Annotated in this window: 12 protein-coding genes; 5 read left to right on the forward strand and 7 right to left on the reverse strand. The window is 63.5% G+C overall.

Annotation, left to right across the window (positions count from 1 at the left end; translation table 11 throughout):
* The first annotated feature begins 36 nt into the window (after positions 1-36).
* Positions 37-444 carry a DUF5997 family protein gene (locus ASU23_RS21985; RefSeq protein WP_007732807.1) on the forward strand — a complete coding sequence of 136 codons (408 nt, stop codon included), beginning with the start codon at positions 37-39 and terminating at the stop codon, positions 442-444.
* 53 nt (positions 445-497) lie between these two features.
* On the opposite strand, the gene ASU23_RS21990 is transcribed toward ASU23_RS21985, so the two are convergent.
* The 3 genes from ASU23_RS21990 to ASU23_RS22000 form a co-directional block, all read right to left on the reverse strand.
* The gene (locus ASU23_RS21990; RefSeq protein WP_058038708.1) at positions 498-3,002 is read right to left on the reverse strand and encodes an RNA helicase; all 2,505 of its coding nucleotides are present in this window, start codon (positions 3,000-3,002) and stop codon (positions 498-500) included.
* Positions 3,003-3,028: 26 nt separating this feature from the next.
* Positions 3,029-4,066, reverse strand: a complete 1,038-nt coding sequence (locus ASU23_RS21995) for an alpha/beta fold hydrolase (protein WP_007732813.1) — start codon at positions 4,064-4,066, stop codon at positions 3,029-3,031.
* 181 nt (positions 4,067-4,247) lie between these two features.
* Positions 4,248-5,207 carry a proteasome assembly chaperone family protein gene (locus tag ASU23_RS22000; RefSeq protein WP_058038709.1) on the reverse strand — a complete coding sequence of 320 codons (960 nt, stop codon included), beginning with the start codon at positions 5,205-5,207 and terminating at the stop codon, positions 4,248-4,250.
* 355 nt (positions 5,208-5,562) lie between these two features.
* On the opposite strand from ASU23_RS22000, the gene ASU23_RS22005 reads away from it, so the two are divergent.
* Together ASU23_RS22005 and ASU23_RS22010 are read left to right on the forward strand one after the other, a co-directional pair.
* Positions 5,563-6,318 carry a sensor domain-containing protein gene (locus ASU23_RS22005; protein WP_058038710.1) on the forward strand — a complete coding sequence of 252 codons (756 nt, stop codon included), beginning with the start codon at positions 5,563-5,565 and terminating at the stop codon, positions 6,316-6,318.
* A 155-nt stretch (positions 6,319-6,473) separates the two neighbouring features.
* A complete protein-coding gene (locus ASU23_RS22010; protein WP_216637133.1) occupies positions 6,474-7,607 on the forward strand; it encodes a DUF4192 domain-containing protein in 1,134 nt (377 codons plus the stop codon).
* Here ASU23_RS22010 and galE read toward each other — a convergent pair.
* Entirely contained in the window at positions 7,604-8,593 is a 990-nt protein-coding gene (galE, locus tag ASU23_RS22015) for a UDP-glucose 4-epimerase GalE (protein ID WP_058038712.1), read from the reverse strand. The genes ASU23_RS22010 and galE overlap by 4 nt on opposite strands.
* 8 nt (positions 8,594-8,601) lie before the next feature.
* On the reverse strand, positions 8,602-9,288 hold the full coding sequence (locus tag ASU23_RS22020) for a metal-dependent transcriptional regulator (protein WP_003942150.1): 687 nt from the start codon (positions 9,286-9,288) through the stop codon (positions 8,602-8,604).
* A 176-nt stretch (positions 9,289-9,464) separates the two neighbouring features.
* Here ASU23_RS22020 and ASU23_RS22025 point away from each other — a divergent pair, with 176 nt between their 5' ends.
* Together ASU23_RS22025 and ASU23_RS22030 are read left to right on the forward strand one after the other, a co-directional pair.
* Positions 9,465-10,736, forward strand: a complete 1,272-nt coding sequence (locus ASU23_RS22025; RefSeq protein ID WP_003942159.1) for an acetoin utilization protein AcuC — start codon at positions 9,465-9,467, stop codon at positions 10,734-10,736.
* The gene (locus ASU23_RS22030; protein ID WP_054827533.1) at positions 10,729-13,440 is read left to right on the forward strand and encodes a bifunctional GNAT family N-acetyltransferase/acetate--CoA ligase family protein; all 2,712 of its coding nucleotides are present in this window, start codon (positions 10,729-10,731) and stop codon (positions 13,438-13,440) included. Before ASU23_RS22025 ends, ASU23_RS22030 begins: the two co-directional genes overlap by 8 nt.
* Before the next feature lie 124 nt (positions 13,441-13,564).
* On the opposite strand, the gene ASU23_RS22035 is transcribed toward ASU23_RS22030, so the two are convergent.
* Together ASU23_RS22035 and ASU23_RS22040 are read right to left on the reverse strand one after the other, a co-directional pair.
* On the reverse strand, positions 13,565-14,536 hold the full coding sequence (locus ASU23_RS22035) for a sigma-70 family RNA polymerase sigma factor (RefSeq protein WP_003942639.1): 972 nt from the start codon (positions 14,534-14,536) through the stop codon (positions 13,565-13,567).
* A gap of 159 nt (positions 14,537-14,695) precedes the next feature.
* Positions 14,696-16,195, reverse strand: coding sequence for a class I SAM-dependent methyltransferase (locus tag ASU23_RS22040; protein WP_058038713.1), 1,500 nt, complete (start codon positions 16,193-16,195; stop codon positions 14,696-14,698).
* Positions 16,196-16,217: the final 22 nt, after the last annotated feature.

A 16,217-nucleotide genomic window follows, 5' to 3' on the forward strand; every position in this document is an offset into this window, starting at 1 on the left:
GTAAAAGCACCCGTATCGGCTGGTTACTCTTGTTGCATGACGTCGAACAAAACTCCCCAGACGATGAAGCCGACGACGGCTGCCAAGAAGCTGGGTGTGTACCTGGAAGCAACACCTGCGCAGTTCCAGGAAGGCGACGTGACTCGTGACGAGCTGACCGCTCTGCAGACCGATCCGCCGGAGTGGCTGCTGGAGCTGCGACGCACCGGACCGCACCCTCGCCCGGTCATCGCCGCCAAGCTGGGCGTATCGATCGCCGGGCTGGCCCGCGGCGGCGTCGAAGAAGCACTCACCACGGATCAGATCGCCGCACTCCTCGAAGAGAAGCCCGAATGGCTCGAAAAGGAACGCGCTGTTCAGGCCGAGGTGCGGGCCGAGAACGTTCGCATCAAGGAAAAGCGCGCTGCTCGCCGCAACCAGCCGCGGAAGGCTCGAAGGGGCTGACGCCCCCTGTGCGCCTTTTTGGTAGCGCCGACTACCAGAAAGGCGCACAGGCGCTAGCCTTCTACGACGCTCAGCTCGTCGAACACGATTTCACCCGCGGCATCCGATTCCGGGATGTCGACGACTGCAAGCAGTGCCCATCCGTGATCGCCCTCCGGATCCTCGAGCACCTGCCGCACCCGCCAGAACTCACCCTCTTCGGTGACCTGGAAGAGCGCCGGCCCGCGCGCCGATGGCCCGGTTCCGATTGTTGCGTACTCCTCGAAGTACGGGAGTAGTTGCTCCTCCCACTCGGCGGCGTCGATACCGTCCTCGAGGCTTTCCAGCTCATTCCACTGCCGACGCGACGCGAGGTCGATGCGTCGGAACATCGCATTGCGCACCATGACGCGGAATGCGCGCGGGTTCGCCGAGATGGGACGGGGAATGTCGGCGCCGAACGCAACCTCTTCCGTGTCTGCCTCGGCTCCGGGGTCGGTGAGTGACTCCCATTCGTCGAGCAGGCTCGAGTCGACCTGACGGATCAGCTCACCCAACCACTCGATGATGTCTTCGAGTTCCTCGGTGCGCGCTTCCGTCGGGACGGTCTGTCGCAGCGCGCGGTAGGCGTCGGCGAGGTAGCGCAGGACGAGGCCCTCGGACCGGGTGAGTCCGTAATGGCTGATCAACTCGGCAAACGTCATGGCGCGTTCGATCATGTCGCGCACCACGGACTTGGGGGAGAGGGCGAACTCGGTGATCCACGGGTGGCCACCCCGGTACATTTCGAAAGCCGGGAACAGCAAGTCCGACAACGGTTTCGGCCACGTAACCTCTTCGAGGAGTTCCATGCGCTCCTCGTACTCGATGCCGTCGGCCTTCATCTGTGCCACCGCTTCGCCACGAGCGAAGTGCTGCTGCGCCATCAGAACCTGACGCGGATCGTCGAGCGTCGACTCGATGATCGAGACGACATCGAGTGCGTAACTGTCGGATTCGACGTCGAGAAGTTCGAATGCCGCCAAGGCGAACGGTGAGAGTGGCTGGTTCAAGGCGAAGTCGCGTTGCAGGTCCATCGTCAACCGAGCCATGCGGCCGTACTCGTCGGGTTCGTCGAGGCGTTCCACGATGCCGGCGCTGAGCAATCCGCGATACAGCGAGATCGCTTTGAGGATGTGCTTGCGCTGCGCCGGACGCGATTCGTGGTTGTCCTCCAACAGGTGCCGCATCGCGTCGAAGCAGTTACCCGGGCGGGCAATGACATTGAGCAGCATCGAGTTGCTGACCGAGAATCGCGACACCAACGGCTCGGGCGAGGCGGCGACCAAGCGATCGAACGTCGCTTCGCTCCAGGACACAAACCCCTCGGGAGCCTTCTTGCGTTGAATCTTCTTGATCTTCTTCGGATCGTCGCCGGCCTTGGCGACTGCCCGCAGATTCTCTACTTCGTGTTCCGGTGCCTGGACGACGACGGTGCCCATCGTGTCGTAGCCTGCACGACCCGCGCGGCCGGCGATCTGATGGAACTCGCGGGCTTTCAGATGCCGAGTGCGGACGCCGTCGTACTTGGCCAGACCCGTGAGCAGCACCGTGCGGATCGGGACGTTGATGCCGACGCCGAGGGTGTCGGTACCGCAGATCACCTTGAGAAGCCCGTCCTGTGCGAGAACTTCGATGAGCCGTCGGTACTTGGGCAGCATGCCCGCATGGTGAACGCCGATGCCGTGCCGGACCAGGCGGGAGAGTGTTTTTCCGAACCCGGTGGTGAAGCGGAAACCACCCAGCGCCTCGGCGATCGCTTCCTTCTCTTCTTTGGAACAGAAGTTGACGCTCGTCAGTGCCTGGGCGCGTTCGAGCGCGGCGGCCTGCGTGAAATGCACGATGTAGACGGGGGACTGGTTGGTGGTCACCAGATCTTCGATGGTTTCGCCGACCGGCGTGGTCGCGTAGGAGAACATCAAAGGCACGGGGCGTTCTGTGCCGGAGACGACGGTGGTGGGTTTCCCGGTACGCCGCGTCAGATCTTCGGAGAAGAAGTCGACCTCACCGAGAGTTGCCGACATCAACAGGAACTGGGCGTGCGGCAACTCGATGAGCGGAACCTGCCACGCCCAACCTCGATCGGGTTCGGAGTAGAAGTGGAACTCGTCCATCACGACCTGGCCGATATCGGAGTTCGGGCCCTCGCGCAGTGCAAGATTCGCGACGATTTCGGCCGTCGCACAAATGATCGGCGCCGACGAGTTCACGGCGGCGTCGCCGGTCATCATGCCGACGTTCTCGGCACCGAAGACCTCACACAGTGCAAAGAACTTCTCGCTCACCAAGGCCTTGATCGGCGCTGTGTAGTACGTGCGCTTGCCGAGCGACATCGCATAGAAATGCGCGCCGATCGCCACCATCGATTTGCCTGACCCGGTCGGCGTCGCAAGGATCACGTTTGCACCCGAGACCAACTCCATGACGGCCTCTTCTTGGGCCGGGTAGAGCGTCAAACCTCGTTCGATGGTCCACGAAGAGAAGGCGTCGAAAACGGAATCAGGATCCGCGTTGTCGGGGAGAAGTTCCGTCAGCAGCACTCGTACAGGCTAGCCGCAACCGTGGATCAGGTTGCGCTTCGCTCGTCCGAGCCCATGGCGTCGAGCACCGCCATGCGGGTGGACGACGTTCCGGTGATGGTGTTCTCGCCGACCCCGGAGATCAGCATGTGGCGCCAGCGAGCCTCGTCGAAGACGAGTGGTGCGGTGCTGGAAAGAAAATCTTCGACGATCTGCAGGAAACGCATCGGATCGTCGCGGAACGGGAAGTGGCCCGAGCCGCGGAAGACTTCGAGGCGTGAGTTCGGCATCGCCGCGTGCGCGAGATGAGCGTGGGAGACGGGAATGACGGAGTCGTCGTCGCCCCAGATCAGTTGAACCGGCAGATTCTCGGTCAGATAACAGCGGTCGAGCATCGTGACCACCTGTCCGCGCCAGTCCACGACGGCCCGCAGCGTACGAAGGTAGGCCTCGTAGGCAGTGGGGTCGGGGAGATCAGCGAGCACGCGAATCAGGTCCGGTGTGTCGTGCAACATGGTGCCGGGACGCAGATTTGAACCGTGAACTACTCCGGCAAGGTTCCCGGCCATCCGGACGAGCGGCATTGCACCAGGTATCCGGAGCAGCTTTACCACCTCGTTGACCACCGGAACGGACATGAGGCGCAGTAGCGGATGGACGTCCTTGGTGACGCCACCGGCCGAGACCAGCACGAGGCGATCCACCATGTGTGGGAATTGGTAGGAGAACTGCATCGCTACGCCGCCGCCGAGCGAGTGCCCGATGACGGTGACGTGCTCGATGCCGAGCGTCGACAGAAGATCCCGCATGCCGTTGGCGTACGCGGCTACCGAGTAATCCGCGCGTGGCTTGTCGGAACGGCCGTGACCCAACAGGTCAGGTGCGATGACTGTGTACTTCTTGGCGAGGTGGGGAATGATCTCGGTCCACGTCGACGAGTTGTCGCCGATTCCGTGCAGGAGTAGTACTGCCGGACCCTCGCCGGCTATCCGAAATGCGCGTCGGTAGCCGTGAATCGTCCGGAACATCATCCGCGGTTCCTCGTCGGGGACCGGTCGGAGCTGACGGTTCCGTGGTCTGCTCATGTCGCCTCCTGGCTCGGCGTGTGACCACGTTGACTGTCTGCTCCAGTTGTTGAGCCGTCAACGAAAATCACACAGAGTTTGAGGCTATCCGACGGATGTGTCCTGAACAACAGCCCAGGTAACGGAGGGGTTGCGGAATGCGCACAATGTCGAATTATGCGCCCTGCCCGTCACATTTTCGTCAGTCGTCGCCTCGATCGAGGTCTCCAGCTGAGCCGAAGTCGTCATTTCCTGCCTGTTCGGCCAGGAACTTTTCGAACTCTGCGCCGATCTCGTCACCGCTGGGAAGGTCGGCCTCGCCGGCCAGAAGGGACGACTGTTGTTCCTGAGCGGCGACAAAAGTGTCGTATTGACGCTCCAAAGCGTGGACTACAGTCTGAACTTCTTCGTTCCCGGCTATGTGCTCGTTAACCTGTTCCCGAACGCGCGCCGCGGCCTCACCCAGTGCAACCAAGGGCAACTCGAGATCCGAAACCTCGGAAACGTTTTCGAGCAAAGTTTCTGCGGCGCCGGGGTAGTCCGTTTGCGCGAGGTAGTGGGGGACATGCACCGAAAAGCCCATCGCTTCGTGCCCGTGCTGAGACATACGAAGCTCGAGCAGTGATGATGCGCTGCCGGGAACCTGCAGTTCACCTGACCAACGCTGATGGTCCTGGATCAGGTCCTTGTTGGTCGAATGTGCTGTCACACCCAGCGGTCGGGTGTGCGGGATTGCCATCGGAATCGCGTTGAGCCCGATGGTTCGACGCACTCCCAACTGTTCGGACAACAGACGAACGGCTGTGGTGAACCGCTCCCACTTGAGGTCCGGTTCCATCCCCGCGAGCAGCAGGAACGGCGTGCCGGCCGTATCGCGCAGTGCGTACAGATTGAGCGCCGGAGCGTCGTAATCGGAGAAATGATCGGCCTTGAACGTCATCGTCGGTCGACGCGAGCGGTAGTCGATCAGCTCGTCGACAGCAAACGACGCGACAAGTTCGGTCTCGAGGCTTTCGCGCAGATGCGTCGTCGCCAACTTCACGGCGTGACCGGCGTCGGAGTAACCCTCGAGTCCGTGAATCAGGATCGGTCCCTGGCCGTCGGCAGCCGCCAACTGGGGCGCCGGAAATTCCAGCTCGTACATCCTCGACTGTTCGTCCATCGCAGTCCCCTTCGCTCTTCGGTCTTGATCTCAAGTGTCCACTATCGGCGCACGCTCGACAGCATCGGAGTCAGGTGCCCGACAGCACTGGATCAGACGTTCATCGGTAAGAACACCGAGTCGGTGACCGATCATTCCCGATCCGACGAGACGGGCGTTCGCCGAGAGCGAAGCTGAGCGGTATCTTTCGACACTTGGCCTGGGCGTTCGCTAGATGTCGGGTGCGCGGCTTCGGACATGGCAGAGTGGAACACAAGGTCGGCACGGCTGATTTGTCCGAAATGGATTGGTCGATTGTCGGGATCGGTCGAGTGCGGAGGCTTACATGCGGGTGTGTCCACGATCGTCCAGGCGAGTGGCCGCATGCTCACTTGCTGCGGTGGCCGCCGTTGCACTACTCGCGGGCTGCTCCGGGTCGGTCCAAGGAGCACCCGTTCCGGACTCCGCGCCGGCGACTGCCGGTGCGACCGACAGCGGCACGGCGGCGCCGAGTACGACGGCTGCACCCAAATCCTCGACGCCGAAATCTACCTCTCCGAAAACGGCGGCACCGCTGTCCGAACTGCTGCTGACTCCCGAGGAATTCCCCGAGCCCTTCGGCGCTGTTGTGCTGCCCCCGCAGGCCGTTCCGATGGCAGCACCGGATCTAGTCGGCGTCCCGCGCGGTGCCACCGTCGATCCGTCCGAATGTGAGCCACCGGAACAGGATTACGGTCCGAACGGGACCGTGATGGCGGTCGGGACCGACAACGCGACGAGGGCAACGATTTCGGTTGAACTCACGAAGGTCGATGCACCACTGGACGAGTTGGAAGCGCAAACTCGGCAGTGCCCGTCCATGACTGTCACTGCGAACGGCATCACTACGGCAGTGACGACGGAAATTCTTCCGCCGTCGCCGATCGATGCCGACAAGACGATGTCACTTCGCCGCACTGTCGTGTCCCCCAAGGCCACAGCCGGTGATCAGACGATGCTGACCTTGATCGCGCAGGTCGGCGACGTACGGGTGGCGACAACACTGATGACGTTCGGTTCTGCGACGCCCTCGACGGCACCGCTGGATCAAGCGTTCACTGCAGCCGTGCAGAAGGTCAAAGCAGGCAAGTGATTTCGCAGCACAAAGGTACGACAAGTAGCGGAGCTGCTCGGTGCGGCGCGGTACTTGGTCCCCAACAAATGCGGTAATCCACAGACGAGTTGGACGCAGCTGTTTTCCCTGGTCGAGCAGACGGCCGGGTCAGGGTGATCAGCGACGGTGTGTGCATGACGACATCACCTCTTCCGGGAGAATTCGAATTCTCCGACGACGACCTTGCCGCCCTTCTCGGATGCGTCGAACGCGTCTCCGATCCAGGCGAATTGATCGCGGCAATACCCGCACTCCTGGGCTTCCACCCGTCCAACTCTGTGGTTGCGCTGTCTCTGATGGGCGCCTCCGCCTCGACGCTCGGACCAGTGATGCGGCACGACTACTTTCCCGGTGTCAGGGGAAAGCCCGCGAGGCAGATGAGCGCGGCGCTGCGCCAGTTCGCCGCCGTCTGTGACGGGGAAGGCGCGCGTGCGGTCGTTCTCGTGGTGATCACCGATTGCTCGGCAGCTGAAACTCTGATCGATGAAACCATCGAGCTGGCCGAGGTATTCGAAGACATGCTCGGCGGAACCTGCGTCGAGCTGGCCGACGTATTGTGCACGGCCGCAATAGAATCTGGCCAGCCGTGGACGAGCGTCATGCGTTCGATTCACCGCGGCACCCTGCCAGACCCGGCATCTTCGTCGGTTGCGGCAGCACAGGTGTTGGGCGGGAGGGTCATTCGCCGTTCGCGTGAGGAACTGGTCCGGTGGGTACACGGCGCCGCTCGCAATCACGACACGATTGCCCGACTGATCGCGAGCCGACGAGAGTCGAGCGCGCACAGAGGGGGACCGAGCGGTGAAACCGCAGTTCAGCGCCGGATCGATCTGGTGTTGGAACATGTCCGCCGTGTCGAGGCAGGCGCTCACCGCCCTGACCCGCAGGAATGCGCCGATCTGGTGGTCGCATTGACGGACGTACGCGTGCGCGACGTGGTGCTGGGATTGGCGATCACGTCCGTTGCGGCACATGCTGAGCAATTGTGGCTCGTGCTCACCCATGAAGTCCCGTTGCCCGAACGAGCTTGGCCGGCAACACTTCTCGGCTTCTTTGCATACGTGCGTGGCGACGGACCTCTGGCAGGTGTTGCGCTGTCGGCCGCGCTGTCGGCCGATTCGGAACACACCTTGGCGGGATTGCTGGATCTATCGCTGCAATCCGGTATGCGCCCCGACGGAATCCGTGACCTCGCGGCCGTCGGATTGTCCATCGGGGAATCGCTCGGAATCACCGGCTTGCCGCCGGCACTGCCGAATGGAAGCTAGCGAGCAGCGTGTGAGCGGTCGCCCAGATCCTGGAGGAACTGCCATGCGTCGGCGACGATGACGTCGAGATCGGTACGCGTGGGCGTCCAACCGAGCTCGGCAATCGCCTTGTCGCTCGATGCGATCAGTACTGCCGGATCACCCAGCCGTCGTGACGCGTCCTCGACGTTGATCGGCAGGCCGGTGACCCGCGCACAGGCGGCGATCACCTCGCGCACGCTGAAGCCGGCACCGCTTCCGAGGTTGTAGATGCGGTGCTCGCCGGAAACCGAGGATTCGAGCGCCAGTAGATGTGCTTCGGCGAGGTCCAGCACGTGGATGTAGTCGCGTACCGCGGTTCCGTCCGGCGTGGGCCAGTCGGTTCCGAAGACCGAGATCTTGTCCCGCTGCTCGAGTGCGACCTGAAGGACGAGCGGAATCAGGTGGGTTTCGATCACCCGGTTCTCACCGGCGGACTTGTACGCGCCCGCGACGTTGAAGTAGCGCAAGCTCGTCGCACCGAGGCCGTGGGCGATCGAGTACGAGGTGATCGCATGATCGATCGCGAGCTTGGTCGCGCCGTACGGATTGGTGGGGCGGGTCGGAGCGGTCTCCACGATCGGGGACTGCTCCGGTTCGCCGTACGTTGCGGCGGTGGACGAGAACACGAGGCGCGGAGTACCGGAGACACGGATCGCCTCGAGCAATTCGATGGTCGTGACGACGTTTCCGCGCCAGTACTTTTCGGGGTGCAGCACCGATTCGCCGACCAGCGACTGCGCCGCGAAGTGAAGCACACCGTCGAAAACCGGTGAACCCGCACTGCCGAGGACGTCGGCAGCAAGCGCTCCCACGTCTCCTTCGATGAACTCGGCACCGGCAGGCACCGCGTCGGCATTTCCGGTGGAGAGGTCGTCGATGACGACAACCTCGTGTCCACGCTCGAGCAACACAGTGCTGCACACACTGCCGACGTAACCGGCGCCGCCGGTGACCAGGAGTTTCATCTACTTCCTCAGACCTGCTTGACCTGAACGGCGTGAGCCATTTCCTCGGACAGGTCGAACCCGCTGTGACCCGGCACGATGATCGTCACCGAGCCCGGACGGGTTTCGACCGTCACCCTGGCGTCGGGAACGACGCCGGCGTCACGCAGCTGCGCGATCACCTCGGGATCGGACTGCACGTGCTCGGCCAGTCGCCGAACGACCACAGCTGTCTGTGCGCCGTGCGGAATATCGGTCAGGCGCACCAATGTTTCGGTGGTGGCAACCGGGCCGTCGAGTCCCAACTGGTCCAAGCCCGGAATCGGGTTGCCGTAGGGCGACGTCGTGGGGTTGTTCAGAACGACGACGAGCCGACGCTCGACCTCCTCGCTCATCACGTGCTCCCAACGGCATGCCTCGGCATGTACGTCTTCCCATTTGAGACCGATGACGTCCACCAGCAGGCGCTCTGCCAACCGGTGCTTACGCATGACAGAGATCGCGAGATCGCGACCCTTGTCGGTGAGTTCCAGATGTCGATCGCCGGCGACCATCAGCAAGCCGTCACGCTCCATACGCGCAACAGTCTGGCTGACGGTGGGTCCGCTCTGTTCGAGCCGTTCGGCGATCCGCGCCCGGAGTGGGACTACGCCCTCTTCTTCCAAGTCGTAGATCGTCCGGAGATACATCTCCGTGGTGTCGACTAGATCCTTCACACTCAACCCCTTCGTCAGTTGATCATTCTACCGTTCAGTTCGTGGTTCCGGTGCCGCCTCCACCGCGGCGAGTCCAGCGCGTGTCCGAATTGGATTCGTGTCACTCGATCTCGGTCTCCGAAGCGGGCCACGAGTGTGGTGTGCAGCACGAAACGAGAAGGAAGTAGCGTGATCCCATGACCGCGTCGATCAGATCTGACGGGGACCCCGCGGCGTCTCGAGCGAATCGAGTCGTGGTGTGGAGTCCGGAGTACCTGAGCTATCGGTGGAGCGCCGATCACCCGATGAATCCCACTCGCCTCGATCTCACGATGGCACTCTCGCGAAGCCTCGGACTTCTCGAGGGCATCGAATTTCTCGAACCGAGTGCCGCGTCCGATGCCGACCTCCTCAGAATCCACACACCGGCATATCTTGCAGCGGTCAAAGACGCGGGTAACTCTGCGAACAACGGTGTGAGCGGCCAGGATGTTCCCCACGGGCTCGGTACCGAGGACAACCCGGTCTTCCCGCACATGCACGAAGCCAGTGCGATCCTCGCCGGCGGCTCGCTGGCCGCAGCGCAGGAAATCGCTTCGGGACGTACGAGGCGCGCGGTCAGCATCGGCGGCGGCATGCACCACGCGATGGCGGATTGGGCCTCTGGATTCTGCGTCTACAACGATGCGGCGGTTGCGATTTCGTGGCTGCTCGACAACGGCTACGACCGCATCGCCTACATCGACGTCGACGCTCACCACGGCGACGGAGTGCAACATGCGTTCCTCGGGGACCCGCGGGTGCTCACGGTCTCGCTGCATCAGCACCCGGCAACCTTGTGGCCGAACACCGGATGGTCGAGCGAGGTCGGCGACGGGGCCGCCGAAGGTACGGCGGTGAACATCCCGGTGCTGCCCGGAACCGTCGACGCGTTGTGGCTGCGTGCATTTCACGCCGTCGTCCCGGGAGCCATTGCAGCCTTCCGCCCGCAGATCATCATCAGCCAGTGCGGAGTCGACTCGCACCGCGAGGACCCGCTCGCGGATCTCGCCCTCACCGTCGACGGTCAGCGCGCCGCGTTTTTGGCGATGCGTGACCTCGCCGACCGCTACTCCGAGGGGCGGTGGCTGGCAGTCGGAGGCGGGGGATACGGACTGGTGCGCGTCGTGCCGAGGGCATGGACTCACTTGATCGCTGCAGCGCTCGATCGCGAGATCGACGTCGACACCGCTGTCCCGGAAGACTGGAAGGAATCGACGAAGCTGCGAGCGCCGAGCGTCGACCTCCCGCCGACCATGGGGGACGGCGGCGATGTCGCCTACACGCCGTGGGACGGCCCGGGTGGTACACCGGAGACAGGTGTCGCCTCGGTGGACCGTGCACTCACCCGTATCGACTCGGCGATCATCGCGACACGTCGCGCTTCGTTCCCGCTACTCGGACTCGACCCGGAGGATCCCCGTGACTGAACAGTCCGATACCGAAGCTGCAGGCGGCGAGGCGAGCGGCCAGGCGCCGAAGACCGACCCCGCTCACACCTATCCCCATTCCTGGGTAGTCGATGTTCTCGCCTCCGACGGCGGAGCGGTGGCGTTGCGACCCATCGTTCCCGAAGACGCGGACAAGCTCGTCGAATTCCACGGCAAACTCTCCGAGCGCACCCGGTATCTGCGCTACTTCGGCCCGTACCCCACGATGTCGGCGCGCGACGTCAAGAACTTCACGACGGTCGACCACCACAACCGTGTGGCGTTCGTGATGATGCTCGGCGACGAGATCATCGCGGTGGGTCGATACGAGCGACTGCTCGACGTCGGTGACGGAAAGTCTGCCGAGGTCGCCTTCGTCGTCGCCGACGCACACCAGGGGCGCGGCCTCGGCCCGATCCTGCTCGAGTACCTGGCAGCGGCAGCGGCCGAGAACGGTCTGACGATGTTCGTCGCCGAGGTCCTCTCCGAGAACCGCAACATGGTGACGGTGTTCCGTGAGGCGGGGTATCAGGTGAGCCGCTCTTTCGACGGTGGCGTGCTGAGACTCGAATTCGCGATCGACCCGACGGAAGCGCTTGTTTCAGTACGCAATTCGCGTGAGCGGGCAGCTGAGGCCCGCAGCATGGGAAACGTGCTCAGCCCGCGATCGGTGGCGGTGATCGGCGCATCAGCGGACCCGGCCAAAGTGGGTAACGCGGTGTTGACCAACCTGCTGCGCGGCGGATTCACCGGACCGGTCTATCCCGTCAACGCGGAGCATCGTTCGGTACACGGCGTTCGGGCATATCCGACGGTTCGTGACATCCCCGACGACGTCGATCTCGCCGTCGTGGCTGTACCTGCAGAATCGATCAATTCGGTACTCGACGACTGCCTCGACAAGGGCGTCAAAGCGCTGGTGGTCGTCTCGTCGGGCTTCAGTGAGAGTGGTCCGGACGGGCGCTCGTCCGAACGCAAACTGGTCCATGCAGCGCGCGCTCACGGTATGCGCCTCATCGGCCCGAATGCGCTGGGTGTCGCGAACAACGACCCGGCGATTTCGTTGAATGCGACGCTCGCGCCGGTCTTGCCGGTGGCAGGCAACGTCGGCTTCTTCTGTCAGTCCGGCGCGCTCGGTATCGCCATTCTCGACGAAGCCGCTCGCAGCCGAATCGGATTGTCCGCCTTCGTTTCCGCCGGTAACCGTGCGGACGTCTCGGGTAACGACCTTCTGCAGTACTGGGATTCCGACCAGTCCACCGAAGTGGTCCTTCTCTATCTGGAGAGCTTCGGCAACCCACGGAAGTTCTCTCGCATCGCGCGTCGAGTTGCGCGGAAGAAGCCGATCGTCGCAGTGAAGAGCGGTCGGCACGCGGTTCCGCCGGTGCTCGCCGCCACCGGAGTCGAGATCGACGATTCGATCGTCCGCGCCCTCTTCGAACAGGCGGGCGTCATTCAGGTCGGGTCCATTTCACAATTGTTCGACTGCGCCTTGCTCTTCGGATACCAACCGTTGCCCGCCGGCCCCCGGCTTGCGGTCATCGGCAACTCGACCGCGCTCGGTGTCCTTGCTGCGGACGCGGCCCGCAGTGAAGGTCTGCAGGTCAGCGACCCGGTCGACCTCGGCGCCCAGGCGAGTCCGGAACTGTTCGCCACTGCCGTGCGCGACGCTTTGGCGTCGTTCGACGTCGATGCCGTCATCGCCGTCTTCGTTCCCCCGGTCGCCATTCCGGTCGAGCCGTTCGCGAAAGCACTCAAGGACGCCGTCGCAGACTCGGACAAGCCGATTCTCACCACGTTCCTCGCAGCTGAGGGTGTGCCGGACGTCCTGGCGGTTCGTGACGAAGTCGGTAACCCGACCCGCGGTTCGGTGCCGTCCTACCCGGGGCCGGAGCGTGCCGCCCTGGCGTTGGCGAGGGCTTGGCGATATGCGGAGTGGCGCAGCAAGCCTGCGTCGAAGGTGGTTCGCCCCGTGGGTATCGACTCCGAGCGAGCCCAGAAGATGGTGGCAGATTGGCTTGAAAACTCTCCTGGCCGTTGGCTTTCAGATGTGGAAGCGGCGGCGCTGCTCGAGTGTTACGGGGTCGCCGTCGTCGAATTCCGTTCGGTCCTGAGCGAAGACGAAGCTGTGGAGGCAGCGGATGCTGTCGGCTACCCGGTCGCGGTCAAGGCAACCGGCGAAATGTGGCGACACCGACCGGATCTGGGCGGTGTCAGGCTGGATCTGAGTGGACCGGAATCGGTGCGCCTCGCTTACCGAGATCTTGCGGCAGCGTCGGGTGAACCGCTGCTGCACGTGCAGAAAATGGCAACCAAGGGCATCGGATGTGTGGTTGGTGTCCAAGACGACCCGTCGTTCGGTTCGCTGATCTCGTTCGGGCTTGCCGGTGTGATCTCCGATCTCCTCGGTGACCGTGCCTATCGCGTACTGCCTCTCACCGAGGACGCTGCTACGGAATTGATCGACGCGCCCAAGGCCGCGCCGCTTCTCTCCGGATACCGCAACGCCGTTCCGGTCAACAAGGGTGCGTTGGTTGATCTGGTCCAGCGCATCTCGGCGCTGGCCGACGACATTCCCGAAGTCCGCGAACTGGCCTGTGAGCCGGTACTCGCTTCGGCTACCGGCGCGGAGATCACCGATTCACGTGTCCGAATCGGACCTGAGCCGAGCGCAATCGACCTGGGGCCCAGGCGGCTGCGGTAGACACAGCGAACAACACCCGCCACCGCACATTCCCGAGGGGGAGGGAAGTAGCGGTGGCCGGTGCTTTGTGCGGTGCGTCAGCGCGAGTGGTGTGGCGCGCTGACGCACGTGCTGTGTTGTTTGATCAGCTCGCGTAGGACCGCAGTTTCTCGGCGCGATCGCCGACGCGGAGCTTGCCCATGACCTCACGCTCGATCTGACGAACCCGCTCACGCGAGAGGCCGAAGAGCTTGCCGATCTGATCGAGGGTGCGGGGCTGGCCGTCGTCGAGACCGTAGCGAAGTCGGATGACCTGCTGCTCCCGCTCGTCGAGCGTCCCGAGCACGCTGCGCACATCGCTGTGCAGCAGACCGGCGATGACGGCGTTCTCGGCCGAGGTCGCCTCGGAATCTTCGATGAAATCGCCCAAGGGCGCTTCTTCGTCGTTGCCCACAGGCATGTCCAGGCTTACCGGGTCGCGGCTGTGGTCGAGCAGGTCGGCAATCTTGTGCGCCGGGATGCCCGACTCTTCGGCCAACTCGTCGTCCGTGGCTTCTCGCCCGAGCTGCTGGTGCAGTTCGCGCTTGATGCGGGCGAGCTTGTTGACCTGCTCCACGAGGTGGACTGGGAGCCGGATGGTGCGGCTCTGATCAGCCATTCCGCGGGTGATCGCCTGACGGATCCACCAGGTGGCGTACGTCGAGAACTTGAAGCCCTTGGCGTAGTCGAACTTCTCCATTGCACGGATGAGTCCGAGGTTGCCTTCTTGAATCAGATCGAGGAGCGGCATGCCGCGGCCGGTGTAGCGCTTGGCCAGCGACACGACGAGTCGCAGGTTCGCTTCCAGGAGGTGGCTACGTGCCGACTGTCCCTCGCGAACGATCGTTGCGAGATCCCTCTTCTTGGCGACTGTCAGGCGCTTTCCCGTGGCAAGGACGTGGCTGGCGTACAGCCCCGCTTCGATTCGCTTCGCCAGTTCGACCTCGTCTGCTGCTGTCAGCAGTGCAGTACGACCGATCCCGTTCAGGTAGACGCGGACCAGGTCTGCGGCCGGGCTCTGGGCGTCCAGATCTGCGGCGCTCGGACGAATGCGAGTAGTGGTGCTGGGGCTTGTCATGACTTGCCTCCCTATCGGCGGTCTCTCACACAGTTCAACGTGTGAGAGTTCCGGGAAAGTTCCCGTGCCGATTTCCGCTAAATCGCCGTGACCTGCAGTTATTTCCCAGTCGTCCTGAGAAGTTGCTGAGAACACAAAAATCTGCAACTCACCGGGAACTCAGTTCGTGACGGGAAGCACCAACCCGTGTCGAACCAGCGAGACCATCATTGTGACGACGGCCTCACGTAGCTGGTTCGGGTCTTCGCCGTTCGCCGCGGCAAGAAGTTCGATCAATTCGTCGACCACCAGTCCATCCGCTCGGAGTCCGGCCAACAGCGCAGCACCGAGCTCGTCGATCTCGTGCTGCCAGTGCGGTCCGTTGCCGCGGTGCACACGCGTGACCACTTGTTGCCATCCCTCGTCACCGGGGAGGTAGACGCGTTCGAGAGCCGTGTCCGGATCGAGGACGAAGCGTTCCTCGAGGACGTCGTGTTCACGCAACCAGGCAAGACGGTCGAAGTAAGCGAGCGCCTCGGCCCCGAGCGGGTCCGAGAAGCCGTGCATGAGGTCCTCGGCCATCAGGTCGGTGGGGGAGTCGGTGCGGCGAAGGAACACGAAACCGAAGCCGACGCCCTCGACGTCGGATTCTTCGAGGTGATCCAGCCAGGCGTTTGCTCTCGATGCCGTTTCCGGATCTCGCGGATCCTGCCCGCCGTCCTTGAGCCACGTGCCGACGTACAGAGCCGGATCCGCGACATCGCGCTGGACCACCCAGGCATCGACGCCGTGGGCCGGCAGCCATGACGCGATCCGCGACCGCCAGTCCTGCCCTTCGACGTGCACCCAGGACGCCAACAGAGCTGCCGTGCCGCCGGGGTTCAGGTAGTCGATCGATTGCGAGATCATCAATTCGCTCGCACCGTCGAGATCGAGGCCGGAATCGCGGTAGGTGTGATGGACGCGTGCCTCGCCGACGACAAACGGCGGATTGGCGACCACCTGGTCGAAGGTTCGACCCTCGACGGGTTCGAACCAGGACCCTTGAAGGAGTTCGACGTCCAGTCCGTTGAGGGCCATGGTTGCTGCCGTGAGGTCGACAGCGCGTTGATTGATGTCGGTTGCGGTGACCGAATCGGCGTACGTGTTCGCGTGCAGGGCTTGGATGCCGCATCCCGTACCGAGGTCGAGCACGCTGCCGACCCTCGCGGTGGGCGTGGCCTGCAGCAAGGACAGCGACGCATGCCCGACGCCCAGCACATGATCGGCCGTGGCCTTCTTGGGACGGATTCCGCCGTCGAGATCCGAGATCACCCAACGATCGCCGTCGCCGACGTCGATGGGGCGAAGATCCACCGCGGCCCGCACGAGCGGATTCTCACTGTCGAAGTTCTCACCTTCGAGCAGACCGGCGTCGACGCACTGCGCGATTGTCAGCGGAGCCAGCGCCGCGGCGACGTCGCCGGCCGGGCAGTCATCGGCGAGAAGGAACAGTCTGATGAGAACGCCCAGGTCCCCGAGTTCTCGGGTGGCGCGGCGCACGGGCACCGGCTCACTTCGACCGAGAGCAGCGTGAACTTCGGGACCCAACGCCTCGAGCATGGTTCCGGTGTCGAATCGATTGCGAAGCAGAGCCTCACGCAGCGCAGGGGTGATGGACAGGAGCGTTTCGCTTCTCACCCTGTCATTCTCGCAGGCGGAA

Origin of the sequence: Rhodococcus sp. KB6 (genome assembly GCF_001445685.1) — a bacterium.
Lineage (GTDB): Bacteria > Actinomycetota > Actinomycetes > Mycobacteriales > Mycobacteriaceae > Rhodococcus_F > Rhodococcus_F qingshengii.

What these genes read in the sequence shown, in the direction of transcription:
- ASU23_RS21985 (WP_007732807.1), top strand. Translation starts at nt 37, where the DNA reads ATGACGTCGAACAAAACTCCCCAGACGATGAAGCCGACGACGGCTGCC.
- ASU23_RS21995 (WP_007732813.1), bottom strand. Translation starts at nt 4,066, where the DNA reads ATGAGCAGACCACGGAACCGTCAGCTCCGACCGGTCCCCGACGAGGAA.
- ASU23_RS22000 (WP_058038709.1), bottom strand. Translation starts at nt 5,207, where the DNA reads ATGGACGAACAGTCGAGGATGTACGAGCTGGAATTTCCGGCGCCCCAG.
- ASU23_RS22010 (WP_216637133.1), top strand. Translation starts at nt 6,474, where the DNA reads ATGACGACATCACCTCTTCCGGGAGAATTCGAATTCTCCGACGACGAC.
- galE (WP_058038712.1), bottom strand. Translation starts at nt 8,593, where the DNA reads ATGAAACTCCTGGTCACCGGCGGCGCCGGTTACGTCGGCAGTGTGTGC.
- ASU23_RS22025 (WP_003942159.1), top strand. Translation starts at nt 9,465, where the DNA reads ATGACCGCGTCGATCAGATCTGACGGGGACCCCGCGGCGTCTCGAGCG.
- ASU23_RS22035 (WP_003942639.1), bottom strand. Translation starts at nt 14,536, where the DNA reads ATGACAAGCCCCAGCACCACTACTCGCATTCGTCCGAGCGCCGCAGAT.